Origin of the sequence: Halosolutus halophilus (assembly GCF_022869805.1) — an archaeon.
Lineage (GTDB): Archaea > Halobacteriota > Halobacteria > Halobacteriales > Natrialbaceae > Halosolutus > Halosolutus halophilus.
The window spans coordinates 3,794,729-3,816,513 of the sequence record NZ_CP094974.1; the positions used below are offsets into that span (position 1 = coordinate 3,794,729).

A 21,785-nucleotide genomic window follows, 5' to 3' on the forward strand; every position below is an offset into this window, starting at 1 on the left:
TCGCCCGTACGCGCCGTGATCGAGCCCGAGCTACCCGTGAAGTTACGTCGCCGGTCGAGAGAGACGATCGGTGCGTTTCGCACGGCTTTTGAGGCTCGGACCGGTAGCTAGCGTCGAATGATCTCCAGGGGCTGTGAGCAGTGCGCGAAAGGCGGCAAGATGGTGCTGTTCGTCTACGGCTACTGCGACCAGCGCGACTGCTTTTACTGCCCGCTCGGCAAGAACCGGAAGAACGTCACCGACGTCTACGCCAACGAACGCCTCGTCGAGACCGACGCGGACGTCCTCGAGGAGGCCCACCGGATGGACGCCCTCGGAACGTCCATCACCGGCGGCGAGCCACAGGAGGCCCTCGATCGGACCTGCCACTACCTCGAACTGCTGAAAGACGAGTTCGGCGAGGACCACCACACGCACCTCTACACCGGAATCACCGGCGGTCGCGAGAACATGCGCCGCCTCTCCGATGCCGGCCTCGACGAGATTCGGTTCCACCCGCCGTACGAACAGTGGGGTGACCTCCACGGCACCGAGTGGGAGGACATCCTCTACGTCGCTCGTGACGAAGGGCTCACCCCCGCGTTCGAGATTCCCGGCATTCGGGCCGAAGAGGAGTTCCTCGAGTTCTTGGACGAAGGGGCCGCGGACTTTTGTAACGTCAACGAGTTCGAGATGAGCGACGGCAACTACCGCCGGATGCAGGAACAGGGGTTCGAACTCAAGGAGGACCACATGAGTGCGGTGGACGGCGATCGAGAGGAAATCCTCGACGTGATGGGAGACCACGAGAAGGTCTACTTCTGTACGTCGGTGTTCAAAGACGCCGCCCAGCACCGTCGCCGCCTGAAGCGGATGGCCAGGAACATCCGCCGCGAGTTCGACGATATCACGGACGACGGCACGCTCGTCTACGGGAAGACGACGGCCGCGCCGGAACGGTTCGAGGAACTCGGCGTTCCCGAGGAGTTCTACACCGTCAAAACGAACCACGTCGAGGTCGCGTGGTGGCTGCTCGAGGAGATGATCGACGAAGGCGATCTCGACGAGGGAGAGATCGTCGAACAGTACCCGACGTACGACGGGCAGGTCGTCGAGCGGACGCCGTTAGCGTAGTGGTCGTCGAGCGGACGCCGTTAGCGTAGTAGTCGTCGAGCGGACGCCGCTCGCGCAGGTATTGTCCCGCGACCGGTGAAGAGGCGGTGAGCGTCGAAGACCCGATCGACTGCGCGCCGTTTTCGCGAATGAAACGATCGACGACCAGCGAGAGCGGCGCTCTCGCGGGGAGCGCGTTTCGAGGACGATGCGAACCGACGTGAACAGACGCGCATCGCTTTGGGCACTCCATAGGGATCCTTTCGTTGCGTTCAACGACGGGAAAACGGGCGAGTCACAGGTCTCACGGCCCGTCTGGTGTCGACTCGGTAGCCACCGCTTATCGAGAGTGTAATAATGAGGAGCGTCCCGGAACGGACGTCTACGATGCAATTTCGAACCGTCGCCACCGTCGCAGTGGCACTGGCCGTGCTCCTCTCGGGGTGCGGTGCTCTCGGGGGAGCGTTCGCGGACGAACCGACGAACGAGACCGAGACCGAATCGAGCGAGATCGAGGACCGGGAAGATGGTGCACCCGACGACGGCGACGACGAAAACGATAACGACGCTGACGGGGCCGATGACGGGACGGAATCGGACGAAGACGACACCGCTGACGCGGAGTGGCACCCGCCGGCGGAACCGAACCGACCGCTGGAAAACAAGCGCGAGGATCGGATCGAGAGCGTCGAGTTCGTCGACAAGGAACCGGCAGCGAGCGGCGACGGCTACTCGAATTTCAACCTCGAAGTCGTCGCCAACACCAGTATGGAGAACGTCGATCCGCCGGAACACGGAGACGTGGTGGGTGAGCCGTACTTCTTCGTCAAGATCAACGAAGACACGCAGAAGATAGTCGAACGCACGAGTGAGGTCCGAATGGAAGAAAACGGCACGTTCCACATCGACGTTCGACCGGCCGGGATCGAAGAATTCGGCGAAGGTTCGCTGACCGTCGAGGTCTTCCTGATGGACGAGGACAAGGACTGGGACGACATCTACGACGCGGTGGGCACGGAGATCCACTTCAACCCGGAGACCGATGCCGAAACCGACACTGACGATTCGGACACCGGCGATTCAACTGACGACACCGACGATGCAACTGGAGACGCGGACGACGCAGACGAGGATCCCGACGGCTCGGAGACAAACACCAGCGATTCGGAGACGGGCGATTCGTGAGCGAGAGCAGCGTGGATTGCCGATCGCGAACCGGCGATCCGTGACGATCAGTTGACCTCGGTTGGATCGACGTCCGGCAGCGTGATCAGATTCTCGCGGCCGATCCGAAGTTTCTCGATCTCGCCGTCGTCGTCCATCTGTGAGAGCAGTTGCGAGACCTTGGCGTTCGACCAGCCGGTTTCCTTGACGATCGAGGCCTGCTTCATTCGCCCACCGTTTCGCTTGAGCATTCGGTGGACGCGCTCCTCGTCGCTCAGGAGTTCGGGGTCGATCTCTTCGAACTCGAGTTCCGTTCCGGATGGAGCCGTCGTGTCGGGACCACCGGGGGCAGTTGCCGACTCGTGGGTCGACTGAAACGTTCCTCCGTCGGTGTCGGTGGTGGACAACGCGTCGGAATCGCCCCGTCCGCTTCGAGCGAAGACCCGCGAGTAGATCCGACCGAGGTGGGCGACGATCGGAAGGCCGGCCAGGCGTTCGACGAAGTGATCGAGCGGCGGTGGAAGGTCGATACTCGGCGCTCGGCGTGCGAGGAAATAGCCGCCAGTTCCGACGACGACGAAGCCGAGGACGGCGGCGACCATCCACTTCGAAATCCCGAACACGAAACCGTTACCGGCGCTACGGACGAATACGATCTCGAGTTCGTCACCGGTGAACTGATGTGGTCCGTCCCACTTGAGCGTGGTCGGCGTCTCGAGAGCGTAGCCGGACGGCGATTCGATGACCAGTCGCTGCCCATCGGTCAACGACATCCAGACGCCCGTGTCGGTCTGGAAGGCGTCTCCGAAGTAAATCCGATCTTCGTCGACGGTCGCGAAGTTCGTCCAGGTGAACGAGTAAGAGATGACGCCGACCCGGACCTCCGAATCGCCGTCGGTCTGCTGGGCAGTCGACTCGATTCCCGCTTCCTCGGGGGAGACGATGCGCGGTTCGTCCCAACCGGCGTTCTCGAGACGCATCTCCCGGTTCGTCTCTGTCTGTGCGTCCTGCCGGAACGTCTCGAATTGCTGCATATCGTACGTTGCGTCCCTTTTTCCGCTCGAAATCGCGTCGGCGTACTCGGCGAACGCCGCTTCCTCCTCCTCGGTAGTCAGGAGGAACCGACTCTGTATCGTCCACGTCGCGTCACCCGTACTGGTGACGTTGATCCGGAACACCTGCTTCGGATCGGCGGGAGCGAGCGAGGACTGGGCGGCCGCCAGACTCGGAGAACCGGTTACCGACTGTGAACGCGTCGTGACGGACGATTCCGGCACTGACCGATCACCGACCGACTCCGTCCCTGCATACTCGGACGCAGCGGCAGTCGAAGCCGGCGTAGCGACCACCGCCCCAACGAAAGACATCGTGAGGAGGGCTGTGAGAGCGAGTGCAACGGCGGTGGATACCCGCATGCGTACTAACAGCGTGGTCGCCCGGGGGAAAAAACACTTTCCATCGAAAAATGGAACGTTACCCCTGAACGCGTACGACCACCGACCGGAACGCGAGGGCTCGAAGAGCCTCGAATTGGGACGAAATGGGAGTAAAATGACCTTAAAATGCCGAGATATTTGCAATTCGTCGTTGCGACCGGTTTTTGTATCAGGAGTTCGTACGGTGGGTCGATGAACAGCGCGACCCCCGCCCTCCTCGCGTTACTTCTCGTCTGCTCACTCGTCGCGATTCCCGTCGCAGCGGGTCCCGGAGACGGGGCGCAGTTCCAGGCAGCGCTACAGGAACGGACGACGAACGACGCGGCAGCCGACGAGACGACCAGCCGTCTCCCGCTCGAGGGCGAGACCAGACGCGAATACGCGGTGTTCGGAGCCGATCTCGGGACGCTACTCGTGACGAACGACGACGAACTCCGGACCGATCACGCCCAGTACGTCATCCTCGATCGTGAGTTCGAGGAGGCGAGCGTCGACGAGCGGAAGGCGATGATCGAACGCGCACACGAGCGGATCAGAGAGCGAGCCGACGAGCTCGAAGCTCGGGAGAGGAGGGCCGTGATAGCGCACGCCGAGGGCGACACGTCGACGACCGAGCTACTGCAGGTCGTGCTGCGAAACCACAGGGAAGCCGAGATCCTCTCGAACGCGCTCCTCGATATCGAGGACCGAGCGGATCGAATTCCGGGGTACTCGGTATCCACTCAGGACGATCGAGACGAACTCGAGATGCACCGGACGCCGATGCGAGAACGCCTCGAATCGGCCGCACGTGGCCAGACCGACGACGCCCTCGTCGTCGTCGAAACGACCGCAACCGGACCCGGGTACACCCTCTCGTATCTCGAGAGCGACTACGTCCGTGAGACGACCCGGTTCGACAACCGGAACGGTCCGGAGTGGGTCAGCGAGTTCGAAGATATCAGTGACGCCTACGAACACGCCATACAACGCTACCCATGGGTGTTCGACGACAAAAACCGTGGATCGGCGGAAGCGGGATCGATCGAGGCGGCGAACCTCTACCAGATCCAGGCCAACCACGATCAGGGCCAGCTCACCGCCTATTTCGGCGGCCATACGGCGAGCGTCTACCGGGAAGTCCAGGTGTTGAATCCCTCGTCGCTGCCGACGGCGACCGAAACGACCTGGTCCGAAAACGGACTCGAGGTCACGGTCAACGAGACGCCGGCGAGCGGACCGGTCGAGGTAACGGTACGCGATGCCGAGACCAACGAGTCGGTACCGGCGTCGGTCACGGTCGACGGATTCGCGATCGGAGAGACCGGCAGCGACGGGAGCATCTGGTTCGCCCCGCCCGCGGAAGAGTACAACCTGACGGTCGAGACCGAGTCCAGCAGTATCGAGGTCGAGGTCTCGGACGCTCCGTGACCGGCGACGCCACCCGGGAGGAGAGCGCGGCACGCGAGTCGCCGACTCCGACGTGACGATACGTTCGGATTCGTCGGTTCTGGGGATCCAGCGTCGATAACTCCGCTATCGAGTTGGTTCGACTGGCCCGGCGTCGGTCGGGAACGGGCCGACCGCGACGACGATCGGACGAACGTTTATAACGGATCGAGGGACCAGAGCAGTGCGTGAGCAGGGCGAGTTCGCCGAACGGCGGCGAAGGCGGGACGCGAGGGATCGGTCCGGTCGTCGGCGTCGTCGCGTTGATCGCGCTCACCGTCTGTCTGGGTGCGGTCGTCGCCGCCGGTGTCGGATCGTGGACGATCGAATCGACGGCACCGACCGCGGCGTTCGACCTCGCCGCCGACGCCTCGACGTCGACCATCACGATCGAGCACGTCGCCGGCGACGCGATCGACGTGGAGGCGCTCTCCGTGACTGTCACGGTGGACGGCACGGAACTGGCCAGCCAGCCGCCGGTGCCGTTCGTCGGGGCCGACGGGTTCGACGGTGCGCCGACGGGACCGTTCAACGCGAAATCGGATCCAACGTGGCGATCGGGGACGGTCGCAGGCGTCACCGTCGCCGAAACGAACAGTCCCGAGATCGAGCGCGGCGATCCGGTGACGGTCACGCTGGTCGTCGACGGCCACCGGATCGCGACGCTCGAAACGGCGAGTCAGTGAGAGGGGGCACGGGCGACGGGCAGCGAAGACGGGGGCTCGACGCGACCGCCGGACTGCGGCCGTTTACTCGGGGACCCGGGCGATCGTCGTGATCGCGACGTCGGGGTCGTACGACGGCCCCTGGAATATGTGTTTGACGTCCTCGAAACCGGCGGTCTTGAACATTCGATCGGCCTCGTACTCGTCGTAAAAGAGCATTACCGAGTCGGCGAGTCGCTGTGCGAGGAAATTGTCGGGATAGTTGGGTCCGACGACGAGCACCTGGCCGCCGGGGGCCGCCACCCGGCGGAACTCCCGGAGCGCGAGGATCGGGTTCGGCCAGTACTCGATCGAACCCGAAGACCAGACGACGTCGAAGGTGTCTGTCGCGAACGGGAGCCGTTCGGCGTCGCCACGGTGGAAGTGCACGGGCGGGCCGCGTTTACCGAATTTCGCGTAGGCTTTCTCGAGTTGGTGTTCGCTCTGGTCGAGCGCGTACACTTCGTCGACGTGCTCGAGGAGCCCTTCGGTCGCGAAGCCGGTCCCGCAGCCGACGTCGAGCACCGTCGCGTCGTCCTCGAGGTCGAGCAGGGAGAGCGCGTCCGCGCGCATTTCCTCCGTCCAGACGAACGGGTTGACCTGGTCGTACACCTTCGAGAGGTACTTGTAGAACAGTCGAGCACGGGCCTTGTTCTCGAGAACTCCCATTGTACGGGAGTTTCGGTCCGATCAAAATATGTCTGCCGTTCCCGACGGGCCGGGAGCCCGGTAATCCCGAACTACTCCCTCAGACGCGACGAGCGCGGCGAGGCGCTTTCGCAACTACCATATACGCGCTCTGGCAAACATCCGTTTGCTTAGAGTATGCCGAGGCCAGAGGTTCTCGAACGAATTAAGTCGGCGGAAGAAGAGGCCGACGACATCGTCGCATTGGCAGCAAACGACCGCGACGAGCGAATCGCCGAGGCCCGGAAACGTGCCGAGGAAATTCGCACGGAAGCGGAACAGGAGGCGCAGGAGCTCAAAGAGCGCCGCCTGGAGGAAGCTCGCGAAGAAATCGACGCGGAGTGCGAGCGCGTCCTCGAAGAGGGTGAACAGGAGCGTGAGGAACTCGCCGAGCGCGCCCGGGACCGGGTCGACGAAGTGACCGCCCACGTCGTCGAACTGTTCCAGGAGGACGTCCATGCTCAGACCTGAACGGATGAGCAAAGTCTCGGTGGCCGGCTCCAAGGGCGTGATGCCCACGGTCATCGAGACGGTCCACGGACTGAACCTGGTACACCTCTCGGACTACGACGGCTCGTGGGCGGGATTCGACAACGGCAACCCGATCGAGGGGGCCGAAGACGCCTCCGAGAAGCTGGTGACCGTCCGCGCCCTCGAGAGTACGCTCGGGCTGTCCGACGCGGACGTCGCGCCGGGCACGATCGAGGACGACTGGGAGGAGCGACTCGAGGAGATCCGCACGCGGGTCAACGACCTCGACGACCGGCGAAACGAGGTCCGCGAGGAACTGCGCCGGGTCGAAGAGCGGATCGACCGCGTCGCCCCGTTCGCAGACCTCGGGATCGACCTCGATCTGCTGTCGGGCTACGAGTCGGTCGAGGTGCTCGTCGGCGAAGGCTCCCAGGACGACGTCGAGGCGGCCGTCGCCGCGTCGGACGACGTCCGGGCCTTCGAGACGTTCACCGGCGGCAACGTCGTGGCGATCGTCGCCGCACCCACCGAGGACGCCGACCCCGGCGTCGTCGACGACGCCCTCGTCGGCGTGGAGTTCACCCGCCACGAGGTGCCCGAGACCGAGAAGAGTCCCGAGGCGTACGTCGACGAACTCGAGACCCGAAAGCGCGAACTCGAGTCGAAACTCGACGAGATCGACGCGGATCTCGAACAGATCCGCGGGACGGAGGGCTCGTTCCTCCTGCGCGTCGAAGAAGAACTCTCGATCGAGGTCCAGCGCGCGGAAGCGCCGCTGCAGTTCGCGACGAGTGACCACGCGTTCATCGCCGAGGGCTGGATCCCGACCGAGGAGTACGACACGCTCGTCGGCGCGCTGAACGACGCCGTCGGTGACAGCGTCGAGATCGAAGAGCTAGAACGAGCGGACTACGACCGCCACGGGGCACACGATCGCACCGAAGACGTCCAGAAAGGTGCACCGGCAGCGGCCGACGAAGACGAGAGCGCCGCCGAAGCGGACGACGAGCCACAGAAGGCCGTCACGGACGGCGGATCGGCGGTCACGATGGGCGACGAACCGCCGACGGTACAGGACAATCCGGCCCCGGCCAAGCCGTTCGAACTGCTGGTGCAGGCGGTCAACCGACCGAAATACAGCGAACTGGACCCGACGATCTTCCTGTTCCTGACGTTCCCGGCGTTCTTCGGGTTCATGATCGGGGACGTCGGATACGGGATCCTCTACGTGGCCATCGGCGCGTACATGGCCACGCAGTTCGACAGCAAGGGAATCACCAGTCTCGGCGGTGTCACGATCTGGGCCGGCGTCTTCACGATCCTCTTCGGGATCGTCTACGGCGAAATCTTCGGACTGCACGTCCTCGGAGAGGTCATCTGGCACGACACGTTCAACTCCGAGCTCCTGCCACTGAACAAGGGGCTCGAGCCAGCAGCCGCCGACTTCGCGCTCGGCTGGATGGTCATCAGCGTGCTGGCCGGCATCGTCCACCTCAACATCGGGTACATCGTGGACTTCTACGAGAACCTGAGCCACGGCGTCAAAGACGCCGTCACGCACAGCGGCTCGTGGATCCTGCTACTCAACGGGATCTGGATCTGGATCTTCTCGGTCCAGGGCTTCGACGCGGCCAATCCCGAGGAAAGCACGAAGCCGGCGTTCCTGTTCGAGACGTTCGCCTCCGACGGACCGTTCCCGATCGGCTTCGAGGGCTTCCCCGTTATGGAAGTGTTCTCCGTCGGCGGGTTCGCAGTTGGCGTCCCGCTCCTGATGGCGATTCTCGGGCTCGTGCTCTTGATCGTCGGCGACCCCGTCGAGGTCGTTGAGGCGCTCGACGTGCTCGTCAACGTCTTCTCGTACACCCGGATGGCGGCGGTGTTGCTCGCGAAGGCCGGCATGGCGTTCGTGGTCAACCTGCTGTTCTTCGGTGCGTACGAGGATCCCGATGGGGAGTTCCACTTCCTGACGAATCACGATCCGAGCTACGTCGCTGAACACTACGGAGAGGGTGCCGAAGTCGTCTTTAGCGGCCTCATGCACTCGGGCACTGCGGCCCTGCTCGGTGGCCTCGTCATCCTCGTACTCGGACACATTCTCGTGCTAGCGCTTGGCGTGACAAGCGCCGGCTTACAGGCTGTGCGCCTCGAGTACGTCGAATTCTTTAACAAGTTTTATGAGGGCGGTGGGGAGAACTACGAACCGTTCGGACACGATCGAAATTACCCAGAGAATTAATCAATCATGATGGACCTTGGACCTGAACTCGCCGACGTTGCACTGCAAGCACAAGAAGCCAGCGGACCGACCCTCGAGAACTCGGGTGCCGCGGCAATCGCCGTCGGTCTCGCCGCACTCGCGGCGGGCTACGCCGAGCGCGGTATCGGCGCCGCCGCTGTCGGTGCGATCGCCGAAGACGACGAGATGTTCGTTCCCGGCCTGATCATGACCGTCCTTCCGGAGACGCTCGTGATTCTGGCTCTGGTCGTCGTCTTCATCGTCTAAAAGCACACCCCCTTTCTCTCACCAATGAGTTTGGATACAGTCGTAGAAGACATTCGAGAAGAAGCCCACGCGCGTGCGGAGAACATCCGCAGTGAGGGCGAGACGCGCGCCGAAGAGATCGAATCGGCCGCCGAGGCGGACGCCGAGGAGATCGTCGCGACCGCAGAGCAGGAGGTCGAACGCGAGATCGAGCAGCTGCGCGAACAGCGACTCTCCAGTGCCAAACTGGAGGCGAAACAGAAACGCCTGGAGGCACGCCGTGACGTCCTCGGCGAGGTTCGCGAGCAGGTCGAAGACGAACTCGCCGCCCTCGAAGAGGACACCCGCGAAGAACTCACTCGCGACCTTCTCGATGCCGCGAGCGGCGAGTTCGACGCCGGCGACGACGTCAGCGTCTACGGTCGCGCCGACGACAAGGAGCTGATCGAGTCGATCCTCGCGGACTACGACGGCTACGAGTACGCCGGCGAATACGACTGTCTCGGCGGCGTCGTCGTCGAGAGCGAGCAGTCCCGCGTTCGAGTCAACAACACGTTCGACTCGGTGCTCGAAGACGTCTGGGAGGACAACCTCCGGGAGATCAGCAACCGACTCTTCGAGCAATGAATACGAGAGGCTCAAATCCGGAGTCCGGGACGCTCGGTGCCTCGAATCCCGAGTACGTGATCGGTCGCGTGCGATCGCGCCGAGCCTCGCTGTTCGCGGACGAGGACTATCGGAAACTGGTCCGGATGGGGCCGAGCGAGATCGCGCGGTTCATGGAAGAATCGGAGTACGAGCGCGAGATCAACGAACTCGGAGCGCGCTTCTCGGGCGTCGACCTGATCGAGTACGCGCTGAACCGGAACCTCGCGAAGCACTTCCAGGACCTGCTGGACTGGTCGGAAGGGCGACTGTACGCCCTCATCTCCCGGTACCTCCGGAAGTTCGACGTCTGGAACGTCAAGACGATCTTCCGCGGGATCTACACCGACACCGACCCCGAGGAGATCAGGACCGACCTCATCCGCGCCGGCGAACTCGACGATCGAACGGTCGATCGGCTGCTCGAGGTCGACACGATCGAGGACGCGATCGAGGTACTCGATCGGACGGTCTACTACGAGCCCCTCACCGAGGCCTACGAGGAGTTCGAGGAAACGGGTGCGCTCGTCCCGCTCGAGAACGCCCTCGACCGGGAGTTCTACGAGCGCCTGCTCGAGGACGTCTCCCCCGGCCCGGGACAGGAGCCCCGGGAGGGGCCGGAAGCGAAGTACATCGAGTTCCTGCAGGCCGAGATCGACTTCCTGAACGCCCGGAACGCGCTGCGCCTCTCGCGAAGCGGTGCCGACCTCGATCCGGCGGCCTACTACATCGAGGGCGGCGTCCTGTTCGACGAGTCGGAACTGAGCCGCCTCGTCGGCAACTACGACGAACTCGTCGATCACATCGCCGAGAACAAGCGGTACGGCGATCGGCTCTCGGGAGCCCTCGATCGGTTGCGCGGAGCTGACAGCCTTATCCAGTTCGAGCACGCACTAGACGCTGCGTTGCTCGAGTATTCGGATACGCTCTCGAGCATCTATCCGGTTTCCGTTTCGGCCGTGCTGGCGTACATCCTCGCGAAGGAACGCGAGGTCGAGAACATCCGCGCGATCGCGCGGGGTCGAGAGGTCGGCCTCTCCGAGAGCGAGATCGAAGAAGAGCTGGTGATCCTATGAGCCAGGAAATCGCAGTCGTCGGCAGTCCGGAGTTCACGACCGGCTTCCGCCTCGCTGGCGTGCGCCGATTCGAGAACGTGCCGGACGACGACAAGGACGCGGCACTCGACGACGCCGTCACGGACGTCCTCGAGGACGAGGGCGTCGGCATCGTCGTCATGCACGACGAGGACCTCGAGTACCTGTCGCGGAACGTGCGACAGGACGTCGAGACGAGCGTCGAACCGGTCGTCGTCACGATCGGCGGCGGCACCGGTGGCGGCGGCTTGCGCGACCAGATCAAACGTGCGATCGGTATCGACCTGATGGACGAGGACGAGAGTTAAACTATGAGCCAGGCAGAAGACATCGAATCCGTCGACGAAGACGGTGTAATCGAAAGCGTGAGCGGTCCGGTCGTGACCGCCACGGACCTCGACGCCCGGATGAACGACGTCGTCTACGTCGGCGACGAAGGGCTGATGGGCGAGGTCATCGAGATCGAAGGGAACCTGACCACGATTCAGGTGTACGAGGAGACCTCCGGGGTCGGCCCGGGCGAACCCGTCGAGAACACGGGCGAACCCCTGGCCGTCGACCTCGGACCGGGGATGCTGGACTCCATCTACGACGGCGTCCAGCGGCCGCTGGACGTCCTCGAGGAGAAGATGGGGACGGCGTTCCTCGACCGCGGGGTCGACGCCCCCGGGATCGACCTCGAGAAAAAGTGGGAGTTCACCCCCGAGGTCGAAGAAGGTGACACCGTCGAATCCGGCGACATCGTCGGGACCGTTCCCGAGACCGTCACGATCGATCACAAGGTGATGGTCCCGCCCGACTACGAGGGCGGCGAGGTCACGTCGGTCGAGAGCGGCGAGTTCACGGTCGAGGAGACCGTCGTCGAACTCGATAGCGGCGAAGAGATCCAGATGCACCAGGAGTGGCCGGTTCGTGAAGCCCGGCCCGCCGGTGACAAAGAGACGCCGACCGAACCCCTCGTAACCGGACAGCGCGTTCAGGACGGGCTGTTCCCGCTCGCCAAGGGCGGGACGGCGGCGATTCCCGGGCCGTTCGGCTCCGGGAAGACCGTCACCCAGCAGCAACTCGCCAAGTGGTCCGACGCGGACATCGTCGTCTACATCGGCTGTGGCGAGCGCGGCAACGAGATGACCGAGGTCATCGAGGACTTCCCGGAACTGCCCGACCCGCAGACCGGGAACCCGCTGATGGCCCGGACCTGCCTCATCGCCAACACGTCGAACATGCCCGTCGCGGCCCGCGAATCCTGTATCTACACCGGGATTACGATCGCGGAGTACTACCGCGACATGGGGTACGACGTCGCGCTGATGGCCGACTCCACCTCGCGGTGGGCGGAGGCCATGCGGGAGATTTCGAGTCGACTCGAGGAGATGCCCGGCGAAGAGGGGTATCCCGCGTATCTGGCGGCTGCGCTCTCGGAGTTCTACGAGCGTGCCGGCAAGTTCCAGCTGATCAACGGGGGCGAAGGATCGATTTCGGTCGTCGGGGCAGTCTCGCCGCCGGGTGGAGACTTCTCCGAACCGGTCACCCAGAACACGCTGCGTATCGTCAAGACGTTCTGGGCGCTGGACGCCGACCTCGCGGAACGTCGGCACTTCCCCTCGATCAACTGGAACGAGTCCTACTCGCTGTACAAGGACCAGCTCGACCCGTGGTGGGAGAGCAACGTCGCGGACGACTGGGCGGAGACCCGCCAGTGGGCCGTCGACGTACTCGACGAGGAGGACGAACTGCAAGAGATCGTCCAGCTCGTCGGCAAGGACGCGCTGCCGGAGGATCAGCAGCTCACCATGGAGGTCGCACGCTACATCCGTGAGGCCTGGCTCCAGCAGAACGCGCTCCACGACGTCGACACCTACTGTGAGCCCGAGAAGACCTACCGGATGCTCGAAGCGATCAAGACGTTCAACGACGAGGCCTTCGAGGCACTCGAGGCTGGCGTCCCGGTCGAAGAGATCACGGACGTCGACGCGATCCCGCGGCTCAACCGCATGGGCACCGCCGAGGAGTGGGACGAGTTCATCGACGAGATCGAATCGGACCTCAAAGACCAGATCAGAGCGCTGTACTAACAATGAAAGAGTACCAGACAATCACCGAAATCAGCGGTCCGCTGGTGTTCGCCGAGGTCGACGAACCCGTCGGGTACGACGAGATCGTCGAGATTGAGACCGAAGACGGGCGAACGCTGCGCGGACAGGTACTGGAATCGAGCGAGGGGGTCGTCGCGATCCAGGTGTTCGAAGGCACCGGCGGGATCGACCGCAACGCCTCCGTTCGCTTCCTGGGCGAGACGATGAAGATGCCCGTCACCGAGGACCTTCTCGGGCGGGTGATGGACGGTTCGGGGAACCCGATCGACGGCGGTCCCGAGATCGTTCCGGAGGAACGTCGCGACATCGTCGGTGAGGCGATCAACCCCTTCTCGCGGGAGTACCCCGAGGAGTTCATCCAGACCGGCGTGTCGGCGATCGACGGCATGAACACCCTCGTTCGTGGCCAGAAGCTGCCGATCTTCTCCGGGTCGGGGCTGCCACACAACGAACTCGCCCTGCAGATCGCCCGACAGGCGACCGTGCCGGAAGAGGAAGGCGGCGACGACGAGGGCACCGAGTTCGCAGTTATCTTCGGTGCCATGGGGATCACCCAGGAAGAAGCAAACGAGTTCATGCAGGACTTCGAGCGCACCGGGGCGCTCGAGCGATCGGTCGTTTTCATGAACCTCGCGGACGACCCCGCAGTCGAGCGAACGGTCACGCCGCGACTCGCCCTGACCACCGCGGAGTACCTCGCCTTCGAGAAGGGGTACCACGTGCTGGTCATCCTGACCGACATCACCAACTACTGCGAGGCGCTCCGCGAGATCGGTGCCGCACGCGAGGAGGTTCCGGGTCGCCGTGGCTACCCCGGGTACATGTACACCGACCTGGCGACGCTGTACGAGCGCGCCGGTCGTATCGAGGGCCGCGAGGGATCGGTCACGCAGTTGCCGATCCTGACCATGCCCGGCGACGACGACACCCACCCGATCCCCGACCTCACCGGCTACATCACGGAGGGACAGATCGTGATGGACCGGGACCTGAACAGCCAGGGGATCGAACCGCCGATCAACGTCCTGCCCAGCCTCTCGCGGCTGATGGACGACGGGATCGGCGAGGGACTCACCCGCGAAGACCACGGCGACGTCTCCGACCAGATGTACGCCGCGTACGCGGAAGGTGAGGACCTGCGCGACCTCGTGAACATCGTCGGCCGCGAGGCACTCTCCGAGCGGGACAACAAGTTCCTCGACTTCGCCGATCGCTTCGAGGAGGAGTTCGTCCAGCAGGGGTACGACACCAACCGCTCGATCGCCGAGACGCTCGAACTCGGCTGGGACCTGCTCTCGATGCTCCCGAAGGAGGCGCTCAACCGGATCGACGAGGACCTCATCGCGGAGCACTACCGCGAGGACGAGTCCGAAATCGCCGAAGTGACGGCCGACGACTGAACCGGGAGGCGTTTCACGTCGATCCGCAGTCTCGGCCGTCCAGGTCGACGACTGAACCGGGAGCGCGGTCCTCCGGACCGCGGTACAGCGAGCGGGGAGACGATACGCGAGCAGAGACGTTCTTTTTCCGGAGAGTTTCTCGATAGCCGTCGGTTCGTCGATCGACGCCGCCGTCTCGATCGCGATCGACGCCGAGCAAGGGTACGATCGCGACGGTCGCGAACGACGCGCGTCTGGGAACCGAGACCAGAGAGACCAGTCGAAAGGACGGGCGGCCGCCGGCCGCTAGGGACGTCTCCGATCGCCCCACTCGTCCCGTTCGTCGTCGTCCCGACGGCCCCACCCGGGGTCGGCTTGCCGGTCGTCCTCGTCCCCTCGCTCGTCGCGAGCGGTCCGATCAGTGGCGGACGAGTCCGGACCGTCGCCCGATCGCGAAGCGGTCCGTCCGCCGCGTTCCGTCGCGATTCGCTCCGCCGCCGCCCGGTCGACGACGGTGGGATCGGACGTCTCGTTCTCGATCGCCAGCCACAGCACAACCGGGAGCACGAGGGCGAGCAGGACGACGAGGGCGAACGCACCTGACCCGGACATCGATAGGTGAGGACTGGCGTTCCAAACACAAAGAATTTGTCGTATGACACGAAGACGTGGGTATGAAAGACGACGATCGCGGCTGTCCGAAGTGCGACCACACGGAAACCGAGATCGACGAGATCTCGACGACCGGGACCGGGCTATCGAAGTTCTTCGACATCCAGAACCGTCGATTTATGGTAATCAGTTGCACCAACTGTGGCTACTCGGAACTCTACCGCGGCCAGTCGTCCGGAACGATGGCCGACCTCTTCCTCGGCTGAGTCCGCGAGGGCGTCCGGGCGGCCGGCAAAACTGTAAACAGTTATCCGACTGGGGGCGCAAACCCTCCACAAGATGGCCAAGGACGTCAAACCCACCCGCAAAAACCTGATGGAGATCGAGGATCGGATCGAACTCTCCGAACGCGGGCACGGGACCTTAGAAAAGAAACGGGACGGGCTGATCATGGAGTTCATGGACATCCTGGACAAGGCCCAGGACGTCCGTGGCGACCTCGCCGACGACTACGAGCAGGCCCAGAAGAAGATCAACATGGCCCGGGCCATGGAGGGCGACGTCGCGGTTCGAGGAGCCGCCGCAGCCCTGCAGGAACACCCCGAGATCACCACCGAGTCGAAGAACATCATGGGCGTCGTCGTCCCCCAGATCGAGTCCTCGCGGGTCTCCAAGAGCCTCGATCAGCGCGGCTACGGGATCATGGGCACCTCCGCCCGCATCGACGAGGCCGCCGAGGCCTACGAGGACCTCCTGGAGAGCATCATCCTCGCCGCGGAGGTCGAGACGGCGATGAAGAAGATGCTCCGGGAGATCGAGACCACCAAGCGCCGGGTCAACGCGCTCGAGTTCAAGTTGCTGCCCGACCTCTACGAGAGTCAGGAGTACATCGAGCAAAAACTCGAGGAACAGGAACGCGAGGAGACGTTCCGCCTGAAGAAGATCAAGGACAAGAAAGAACGGGAGGAGAAAGAAGAGCGACAGGCCGAAGCGATGGCCGAAGCCGACGTAGACGAGGGCGACGACGAAGCGAAGGCCCTCGAGGAAACCCAGCCGAGTACCGCCGCCCGATCGCCGACGGCCGACCAGTAAGTCCCGCGGCTCCCGAACCGACCGCAATGGTGCGATCGACCGCAGGAACACGTCGAAACCGTCCCGGGAGGGACTGACACCCCGATGGCCTGTTCACACTGTGGAACCGAATCGACGATCGCCGCTGCTGTTCCGGACGACTACCGCGAGTACGCGCCCGAATCCGCGGCCGAAGTGACGATCTGTCCCCACTGTCTCACCGTCGATCCAGCACCACCGGCTGCCACCGACGCCCGCGACGACGGCGACGATCCCGACTTTTCACGCATTAGCGGCGCGTTCCCGGCGCGACCCGCGCGAGCGGTGCCGCTCGCGCTCGCACTCCACCTGTGTGGCTCGCTGGCGACCAACCGCGACGCGATCGAGACGCTGCTCCGGGCCGTCGAACGGGAAGGGACGGACCCGCTACTGGTCATCGATCGACTCGCGGCCGAGCCGACGATCGAACCGGCGGTCGACCTCGAACGGCGGCGACACCAACTCGAGCAACTGCTGTACTGAGTCGAACCGGAATCGACGGGAAAAGTCGGACGGGGCAGTCGGACGCTACTTCCCGGTCGGCGTCACGTTGTCGCTGACGGCCTGTTTCACCTGCAACGCGGCGCTCGCGGCGAGGCCACGGGCGACTTCGTCTCGTTCGTCGGCCGTGATGACCTCCTCGGGAGCTTCCTCCAGTTCGGGTGTGAAGCCGGCACTGACGGCGTGGCCGACCGGTGGACGGACGGCGACGGTGACCTGGGGACCGGAGATGCCGCGGGAGACGTCGGCGTCGACGACGTACTCGCTGGGGAGGAACTCGCGAGTCCGGGCGGCGATCCGTGAGACGTCACGGTTGAGCACTCGCTTCTGGGCGCTCGAGAGGTCCGGAACGTCCGCCGCTGCACGCTGACCAGCACCCGTTTCTCCCGGCAGCCCTGCGTACGGCGTATTTCCGTTCATGAGAAGTGTGTGTCGCTACCATAGTTCTGGGGGGTGAAAAGGGTTCGCCTTCGGCCACTCTCGTCCTCAGAGCACGGGTTCGCTCTCGCCGTAGACCGCAAGCACCAGCGCCGTCGTGTGGGTTCCGGACTCGGCGGGTGCGCTCTCGACGGCGACGCGGGGATCGCCGAACGCCCAGTCTCGAAGTTCCTGTCCCGCTGCCAGGCCCTCGCGAACGCGCCGTTCGACGTCTTCGCCGTCCATCTCGCCGGCCGTCTCGTAGAACAGCCCCGGTCCGTCGTCGATCGACTGAGCCCACGCGAGGGCCGCACTAACCCGTCCCGGTTCGGCGGTGGTCGCCCGGGCTTCGACGACCGTCAGGCGATCGCCGGCGGGGCCGAGGTCGGGAGCGGTGCCGACGGCTTCGACGTCGACGCCCGCGGGAATCACGGAGGAGACGGGGACGAGATTGTAGTTCTCGACGCCGGCGTCCGCGAGGGCAGCGTCGTAGGAGGCCATCGCCGTGGGCCCGGAGGCAGACCCCCAGACGACTCGAATCGTACTCATGTCTACGGGTCGGGGACGGACGGCGTAAGGAGTTGCGATCCGCGATCGGCAGCCACGGACACGGCCACCAGTGGCCACGAGCGACGCCCGAAGAACTGAGGGCGTCGTGAGTCGGGGAAAGGAAGGCAACAGTTGTAGGACCGCTCACCGCGAGCGAGGGTCGTCGGCGCTTTGCGCCGACTGCAAGCGATTTCTCCGGAATCGCCCCGTCCAAAAGAGCGCGTCGCCCTCCTTTGAGGATTTTGCCGAGTGTGGTCGCAAAGTGACCACACGTGGTTCGAGACGCTTTGGCGTCTCGTCATCTCGGAAGACCGAATGTCTTCCGACGACTCATCGAAGTGCCTTCGGTACTTCGAGATCACGAGAGAGCGTCGCTCTCTCGAACGACAGAGCAAAAGGTCGTTACTGGTAGAAGTATCCGGGCGAGGAAATCACGTCGCTCGAGTCGTCCTGCTCCATCTTCTCGTAGGCGTCGAGGAAGTCCTGGTGGCGGACCTCGTCCCGATCGTTCCGGATCGCGAACATGCCGGCCTCGGTCGCGAGACTCTCGATGTCGGCTCCGGAGTAGCCCTCGGTCTCGTCGGCCAGCGCCGCGAAGTCGACGTCGTCGTCGACGTTCATGCCGCGGGTGTGGATCGCGAGGATCTGCTCGCGGCCGTCCCGATCGGGTTCGGGGACCTCGATGAGGCGGTCGAAGCGGCCGGGCCGGAGGATGGCCCGATCGAGCATGTCGAAGCGGTTGGTGGCGGCGATGATGCGGATCTCGCCGCGGGCCTCGAAGCCGTCCATCTCGGAGAGGAGTTGCATCATCGTGCGCTGGACCTCGGCGTCGCCGGAGGTCTTGGATTCGGTGCGGCGGGTGGCGATCGCGTCGATCTCGTCGATGAAGATGATGGCGGGTTCGCGTTCGCGGGCCATCTCGAAGAGGTCGCGGACGAGCCGCGAGCCCTCGCCGATGAACTTGCGGACGAGTTCGGAGCCGGCCATCTTGATGAAGGTGGCGTCGGTCTCGTTGGCGACGGCCTTCGCGAGCATCGTCTTGCCCGTCCCCGGCGGGCCGTACAGGAGGACGCCGCTCGGCGGATCGATGCCGACCTCCTGGAACATCTCGGGCTGGGTGAGCGGCTGTTCGACGGCCTCGCGGACCTCGCGGACCTGTTCGTCGATGCCGCCGATGTCCGCGTAGCTGACGACGGGCCGTTCGGTGATCTCCATCGACTGTGCGCGCGCGTCGGTCTCGGTCGAGAGCACCGTCTGGATCGCAAACGAGTCGTTGACGGCGACGCGGTCGCCGGGCTCGACCCGGTCGACGATCCGGGGCGAGACGTCGGTGAGCACTTCCTGGTTGTTCCCGTGCTGTTTGACGATCACTTCGTCGCCCTCCATCACGTCCTCGACGGTCGCGATGTACAGCGACGAACTCTTGAGCGTCTCGTTCTCGCGTTCGACGCGATCGACTTTCTCACGGAGGCGCTGTCGGCGGTCGTCGGCGTCGTCGAGCTGGTCGGACAGCTGTTCGTTGACTTCGACGAGGTCCTCGTAGTGGCCGCGGAGCGCCTCGAGCCGTTCGTCGTCCGGCAGATCAGGATCGATATCGCGGTGGGGTCGATCGGGGATAGACGGGCTTCGAGACATCCTAACGTGCACCGATAAGTCCCCGACGATAAATGTGCCTTTGGGTCCCGGCCGGATTTCCACGACCGAGCGTTCAGGAGGTGTCAACGGGAGAGATTCCGACGGAACGAGACGACTGCCGGGCATCTCGAGGCCATCGCCGCTCGTCGATCGCCGGCGTGATTCTGCTTGCCGGGGCCGGCACCGTGGACGTACTGTCCTTTGACCGGGACGAGATCGGTCTCGCCGGCCGGACGGTTCGATGGAACCAGCTGTACGCGCTCGGGACGACGCCGCTCGCGATCGGCTGGGTCGTCGCGTCGCCGCCGGTGAGCGTCGGAGCGCGACTCCTCGCAGTCGCGCTGTTTGCGATCGGGCGTGTCGGCCTCGGGGCCGCCGCTTCCGACGGCGTCGTTCCGTGACGGCGAGGGTGGCGATCGAGTTCGGGCGAGAACCGGCTCGACCGCTACGATAGCAGCGCGTCCATCTCGTCGAGTCGTTGGCCGTAACTCTCCAATGCCCGATCGATCGGGTCCGAACTGCTCATGTCGACGCCGGCGATCCGGAGGAGGTCGAGCGGATACTCCCGGGAACCCCGCCGGAGGAAGGCGAGGTAGTCCTCCGCGGCGGACCGGCCCTCATCGAGGATGGTGTCGACGATCGCGAGCGCCGCCGAGATTCCGGTGGCGTACTGGTAGACGTAGAACGCGCGGTAGAAGTGGGGAATGCGCATCCATTCGCGGGCGATCCGATCGTCGATCGCCGCCGGTTCGTAGTACTCGGCCTTGAGATCGTGGTAGAGGTCGTCGAGTCGATCGGCGGTTAGCGGTTCGCCCGCCTCCTCGAGTCGGTGGGCCTCGTGTTCGAACTCGGCGAAAAGCGTCTGGCGATAGAGGGTCGAACGGACGCGCTCGAGGAACTCGTTGAGGACGTGTTTTCGGAACTCCGGATCCTCGACCGTCTCGAGGAGGTGGGTCGTCAGCAGGGCCTCGTTGACCGTACTGGCGACCTCGGCCACGAAGATCTCGTAGCCCGAGTAGACGTAGGGTTGTTCCTCCTTCGTCAACTCGGAGTGCATCGAGTGGCCGAGTTCGTGGGCCAGCGTGTACATCGAGGAGATGTCGTCCTGGTAGTTCATCAGAATGAACGGCTGGGTGTCGTAGGTGCCCCCGGAGTAGGCGCCGGACTGTTTCCCCTCGTTCTCGTAGACGTCGACCCACTGTGAGCCGAGGCCCTCGGCGACGCGGGACCGGTACTCCTCGCCGAGCGGTTCGAGCGCGGCGACGACGTGGTCGGTCGCCTCGTCGTAGTCGACGTCCGGCCCCTCGTCACCCGTCAGGGGCATGTAGACGTCCCACATCCGGAGTTCGTCGACGCCAAGCGCCTCCCGTTTGAGTTCAGCGTGGCGGTGGAGCTTGTCGAGATTGTCGTTAACGGAGTCGACGAGCGTGTCGTAAACGTCGACGGGGACGTTGGGGCCGTCGAGCGCCGCCTCGCGGGCGGTATCGTAGTTGCGCGCCTGGGCCGTCTTGACGTCGGCCTTGACGCTGTTCTTGTAGGACGCGGCGACCGTGTTCCGGACCGACGCCCACTCGTCGAAGTACGCCTCGTAGACGCGCTGGCGGAACTCCCGATCGGGTCGCTTGAGCAGGTTGACGAAGTTGCTCTGGGTGATTTCGACGGTCTCCCCGGAGGGATCCTCCACGGTGGGGAACTCCATGTCCGCGTTCGAGAGCATGTTGTACACCTCGCCGGTCGCCCCCGTAACCTCGCTCAGGTCCGCGAGCAGGGCCTCGACTTCGGCCGATCGGGTGTGGGGCTTCATTCGGAGCACGTCGTCGACGTAGTGGTCGTACGTCTCGAGGTCGGGTTCGGCCTCGACCATCGCCTCGAACTCCTCGCGAGTCAGTTCCTGGAGTTCCGGTTCGATGAAGGAAGCCGCGGACTGGGCGTCGGCCGCGAGCGACTGTGCGCGGGCGGAAAGCGCCTGGTAGTGCTGGTTCGTGGTGTCTTCGTCGCGGCGCATCCGGGCGTAGGCCGATACCGTCGAGACGTCGCGCATGATCTCGTCGCGCAACTCGAGGACGGCGAGCAGCGTGTCGGCGTCGTCGGCGCCCCCTCCCTCGTAGGCCGCGAGGTCGTCGATTCGATCGGCGACCGCCTCGTAGGCCGCCTCCCAGTCGTCGTCGCTGGCGTAGATGCTCTCGAGATCCCAGGTATAGTCCTCGTCGATCTCGGAGCGCTCTGGAACGGAACTCATAGGGCTCCGTTTGCAACGGCAGTGGTAAAACGTGTCGGAGCATC

The 21,785-nt window shown here is 64.4% G+C and carries 23 protein-coding genes; 16 read left to right on the forward strand and 7 right to left on the reverse strand.

All coding sequences use genetic code 11. The features are described 5' to 3' along the window. Positions 1 to 117 precede the first annotated feature (117 nt). Positions 118 to 1,113 carry a radical SAM protein gene (locus MUG98_RS18665; protein WP_265108927.1) on the forward strand — a complete coding sequence of 332 codons (996 nt, stop codon included), beginning with the start codon at positions 118 to 120 and terminating at the stop codon, positions 1,111 to 1,113. A gap of 366 nt (positions 1,114 to 1,479) precedes the next feature. Next, positions 1,480 to 2,277: a hypothetical protein gene (locus MUG98_RS18670; RefSeq protein WP_265108928.1), complete on the forward strand. Its 798-nt coding sequence runs from the start codon at positions 1,480 to 1,482 to the stop codon at positions 2,275 to 2,277. Between the two features lie 47 nt (positions 2,278 to 2,324). Here the strand turns inward: MUG98_RS18670 and MUG98_RS18675 are convergent, their stop codons facing one another. Next, entirely contained in the window at positions 2,325 to 3,533 is a 1,209-nt protein-coding gene (locus MUG98_RS18675) for a helix-turn-helix transcriptional regulator (RefSeq protein WP_425601058.1), read from the reverse strand. A gap of 351 nt (positions 3,534 to 3,884) precedes the next feature. Here MUG98_RS18675 and MUG98_RS18680 point away from each other — a divergent pair, with 351 nt between their 5' ends. Then, positions 3,885 to 5,102, forward strand: coding sequence for a DUF7096 domain-containing protein (locus MUG98_RS18680; RefSeq protein ID WP_265108930.1), 1,218 nt, complete (start codon positions 3,885 to 3,887; stop codon positions 5,100 to 5,102). A 206-nt stretch (positions 5,103 to 5,308) separates the two neighbouring features. Then, positions 5,309 to 5,806, forward strand: coding sequence for a type IV pilin N-terminal domain-containing protein (locus MUG98_RS18685; RefSeq protein WP_265108931.1), 498 nt, complete (start codon positions 5,309 to 5,311; stop codon positions 5,804 to 5,806). Positions 5,807 to 5,869: 63 nt separating this feature from the next. Here MUG98_RS18685 and MUG98_RS18690 read toward each other — a convergent pair whose 3' ends face one another. Beyond that, complete coding sequence (locus tag MUG98_RS18690; RefSeq protein WP_265108932.1) at positions 5,870 to 6,493, reverse strand: methyltransferase domain-containing protein; 624 nt, start codon at positions 6,491 to 6,493, stop codon at positions 5,870 to 5,872. Positions 6,494 to 6,649: 156 nt separating this feature from the next. On the opposite strand from MUG98_RS18690, the gene ahaH reads away from it, so the two are divergent. From ahaH to MUG98_RS18730, 8 genes are read left to right on the forward strand one after another with little or no spacing between them, the layout of a single operon-like run. Next, a complete protein-coding gene (gene ahaH / locus MUG98_RS18695; RefSeq protein ID WP_265108933.1) occupies positions 6,650 to 6,982 on the forward strand; it encodes an ATP synthase archaeal subunit H in 333 nt (110 codons plus the stop codon). Continuing rightward, positions 6,969 to 9,218 carry a V-type ATP synthase subunit I gene (locus tag MUG98_RS18700; RefSeq protein ID WP_265108934.1) on the forward strand — a complete coding sequence of 750 codons (2,250 nt, stop codon included), beginning with the start codon at positions 6,969 to 6,971 and terminating at the stop codon, positions 9,216 to 9,218. Before ahaH ends, MUG98_RS18700 begins: the two co-directional genes overlap by 14 nt. A gap of 6 nt (positions 9,219 to 9,224) precedes the next feature. After that, positions 9,225 to 9,485 carry a hypothetical protein gene (locus tag MUG98_RS18705; protein WP_265108935.1) on the forward strand — a complete coding sequence of 87 codons (261 nt, stop codon included), beginning with the start codon at positions 9,225 to 9,227 and terminating at the stop codon, positions 9,483 to 9,485. A gap of 24 nt (positions 9,486 to 9,509) precedes the next feature. Then, positions 9,510 to 10,091, forward strand: coding sequence for a V-type ATP synthase subunit E (locus MUG98_RS18710; protein ID WP_265108936.1), 582 nt, complete (start codon positions 9,510 to 9,512; stop codon positions 10,089 to 10,091). Then, positions 10,088 to 11,185, forward strand: a complete 1,098-nt coding sequence (locus MUG98_RS18715) for a V-type ATP synthase subunit C (protein ID WP_265108937.1) — start codon at positions 10,088 to 10,090, stop codon at positions 11,183 to 11,185. The genes MUG98_RS18710 and MUG98_RS18715 overlap by 4 nt, the downstream gene beginning before the upstream one ends. Further along, positions 11,182 to 11,511, forward strand: a complete 330-nt coding sequence (locus MUG98_RS18720; protein WP_265108938.1) for a V-type ATP synthase subunit F — start codon at positions 11,182 to 11,184, stop codon at positions 11,509 to 11,511. Before MUG98_RS18715 ends, MUG98_RS18720 begins: the two co-directional genes overlap by 4 nt. A 3-nt stretch (positions 11,512 to 11,514) precedes the next feature. Then, positions 11,515 to 13,278 carry an ATP synthase subunit A gene (locus tag MUG98_RS18725; RefSeq protein ID WP_265108939.1) on the forward strand — a complete coding sequence of 588 codons (1,764 nt, stop codon included), beginning with the start codon at positions 11,515 to 11,517 and terminating at the stop codon, positions 13,276 to 13,278. Positions 13,279 to 13,280: 2 nt separating this feature from the next. Then, positions 13,281 to 14,699 carry an ATP synthase subunit B gene (locus tag MUG98_RS18730; protein WP_265108940.1) on the forward strand — a complete coding sequence of 473 codons (1,419 nt, stop codon included), beginning with the start codon at positions 13,281 to 13,283 and terminating at the stop codon, positions 14,697 to 14,699. 285 nt (positions 14,700 to 14,984) lie between these two features. Here MUG98_RS18730 and MUG98_RS18735 read toward each other — a convergent pair whose 3' ends face one another. Next, entirely contained in the window at positions 14,985 to 15,290 is a 306-nt protein-coding gene (locus tag MUG98_RS18735) for a DUF8143 family protein (protein ID WP_265108941.1), read from the reverse strand. A 62-nt stretch (positions 15,291 to 15,352) separates the two neighbouring features. On the opposite strand from MUG98_RS18735, the gene MUG98_RS18740 reads away from it, so the two are divergent. The 3 genes from MUG98_RS18740 (at position 15,353) to MUG98_RS18750 (ending at position 16,883) form a co-directional block, all read left to right on the forward strand. Next, positions 15,353 to 15,556 carry a zinc ribbon domain-containing protein gene (locus MUG98_RS18740; protein ID WP_265108942.1) on the forward strand — a complete coding sequence of 68 codons (204 nt, stop codon included), beginning with the start codon at positions 15,353 to 15,355 and terminating at the stop codon, positions 15,554 to 15,556. Positions 15,557 to 15,629: 73 nt separating this feature from the next. Beyond that, positions 15,630 to 16,382 carry a V-type ATP synthase subunit D gene (locus MUG98_RS18745; protein WP_265108943.1) on the forward strand — a complete coding sequence of 251 codons (753 nt, stop codon included), beginning with the start codon at positions 15,630 to 15,632 and terminating at the stop codon, positions 16,380 to 16,382. 84 nt (positions 16,383 to 16,466) lie between these two features. Next, positions 16,467 to 16,883: a DUF6276 family protein gene (locus tag MUG98_RS18750; protein ID WP_265108944.1), complete on the forward strand. Its 417-nt coding sequence runs from the start codon at positions 16,467 to 16,469 to the stop codon at positions 16,881 to 16,883. A gap of 45 nt (positions 16,884 to 16,928) precedes the next feature. On the opposite strand, the gene MUG98_RS18755 is transcribed toward MUG98_RS18750, so the two are convergent. The 3 genes from MUG98_RS18755 to pan2 form a co-directional block, all read right to left on the reverse strand. After that, positions 16,929 to 17,321 (reverse strand): DUF5811 family protein, encoded by a 393-nt coding sequence (locus MUG98_RS18755; RefSeq protein WP_265108945.1) that lies wholly within the window; start codon positions 17,319 to 17,321, stop codon positions 16,929 to 16,931. Positions 17,322 to 17,387: 66 nt separating this feature from the next. Beyond that, positions 17,388 to 17,867, reverse strand: a complete 480-nt coding sequence (locus MUG98_RS18760) for a pyruvoyl-dependent arginine decarboxylase (protein WP_265108946.1) — start codon at positions 17,865 to 17,867, stop codon at positions 17,388 to 17,390. Between the two features lie 402 nt (positions 17,868 to 18,269). Continuing rightward, on the reverse strand, positions 18,270 to 19,502 hold the full coding sequence (gene pan2, locus MUG98_RS18765; protein ID WP_265108947.1) for a proteasome-activating nucleotidase Pan2: 1,233 nt from the start codon (positions 19,500 to 19,502) through the stop codon (positions 18,270 to 18,272). Between the two features lie 80 nt (positions 19,503 to 19,582). Between pan2 and MUG98_RS18770 the strand changes: the two genes are divergently transcribed. Further along, on the forward strand, positions 19,583 to 19,903 hold the full coding sequence (locus MUG98_RS18770) for a DUF7994 family protein (protein ID WP_265108948.1): 321 nt from the start codon (positions 19,583 to 19,585) through the stop codon (positions 19,901 to 19,903). 44 nt (positions 19,904 to 19,947) lie between these two features. Here MUG98_RS18770 and pepF read toward each other — a convergent pair whose 3' ends face one another. Then, positions 19,948 to 21,741 carry an oligoendopeptidase F gene (gene pepF, locus MUG98_RS18775; protein WP_265108949.1) on the reverse strand — a complete coding sequence of 598 codons (1,794 nt, stop codon included), beginning with the start codon at positions 21,739 to 21,741 and terminating at the stop codon, positions 19,948 to 19,950. Between the last annotated feature and the right edge of the window lie 44 nt (positions 21,742 to 21,785).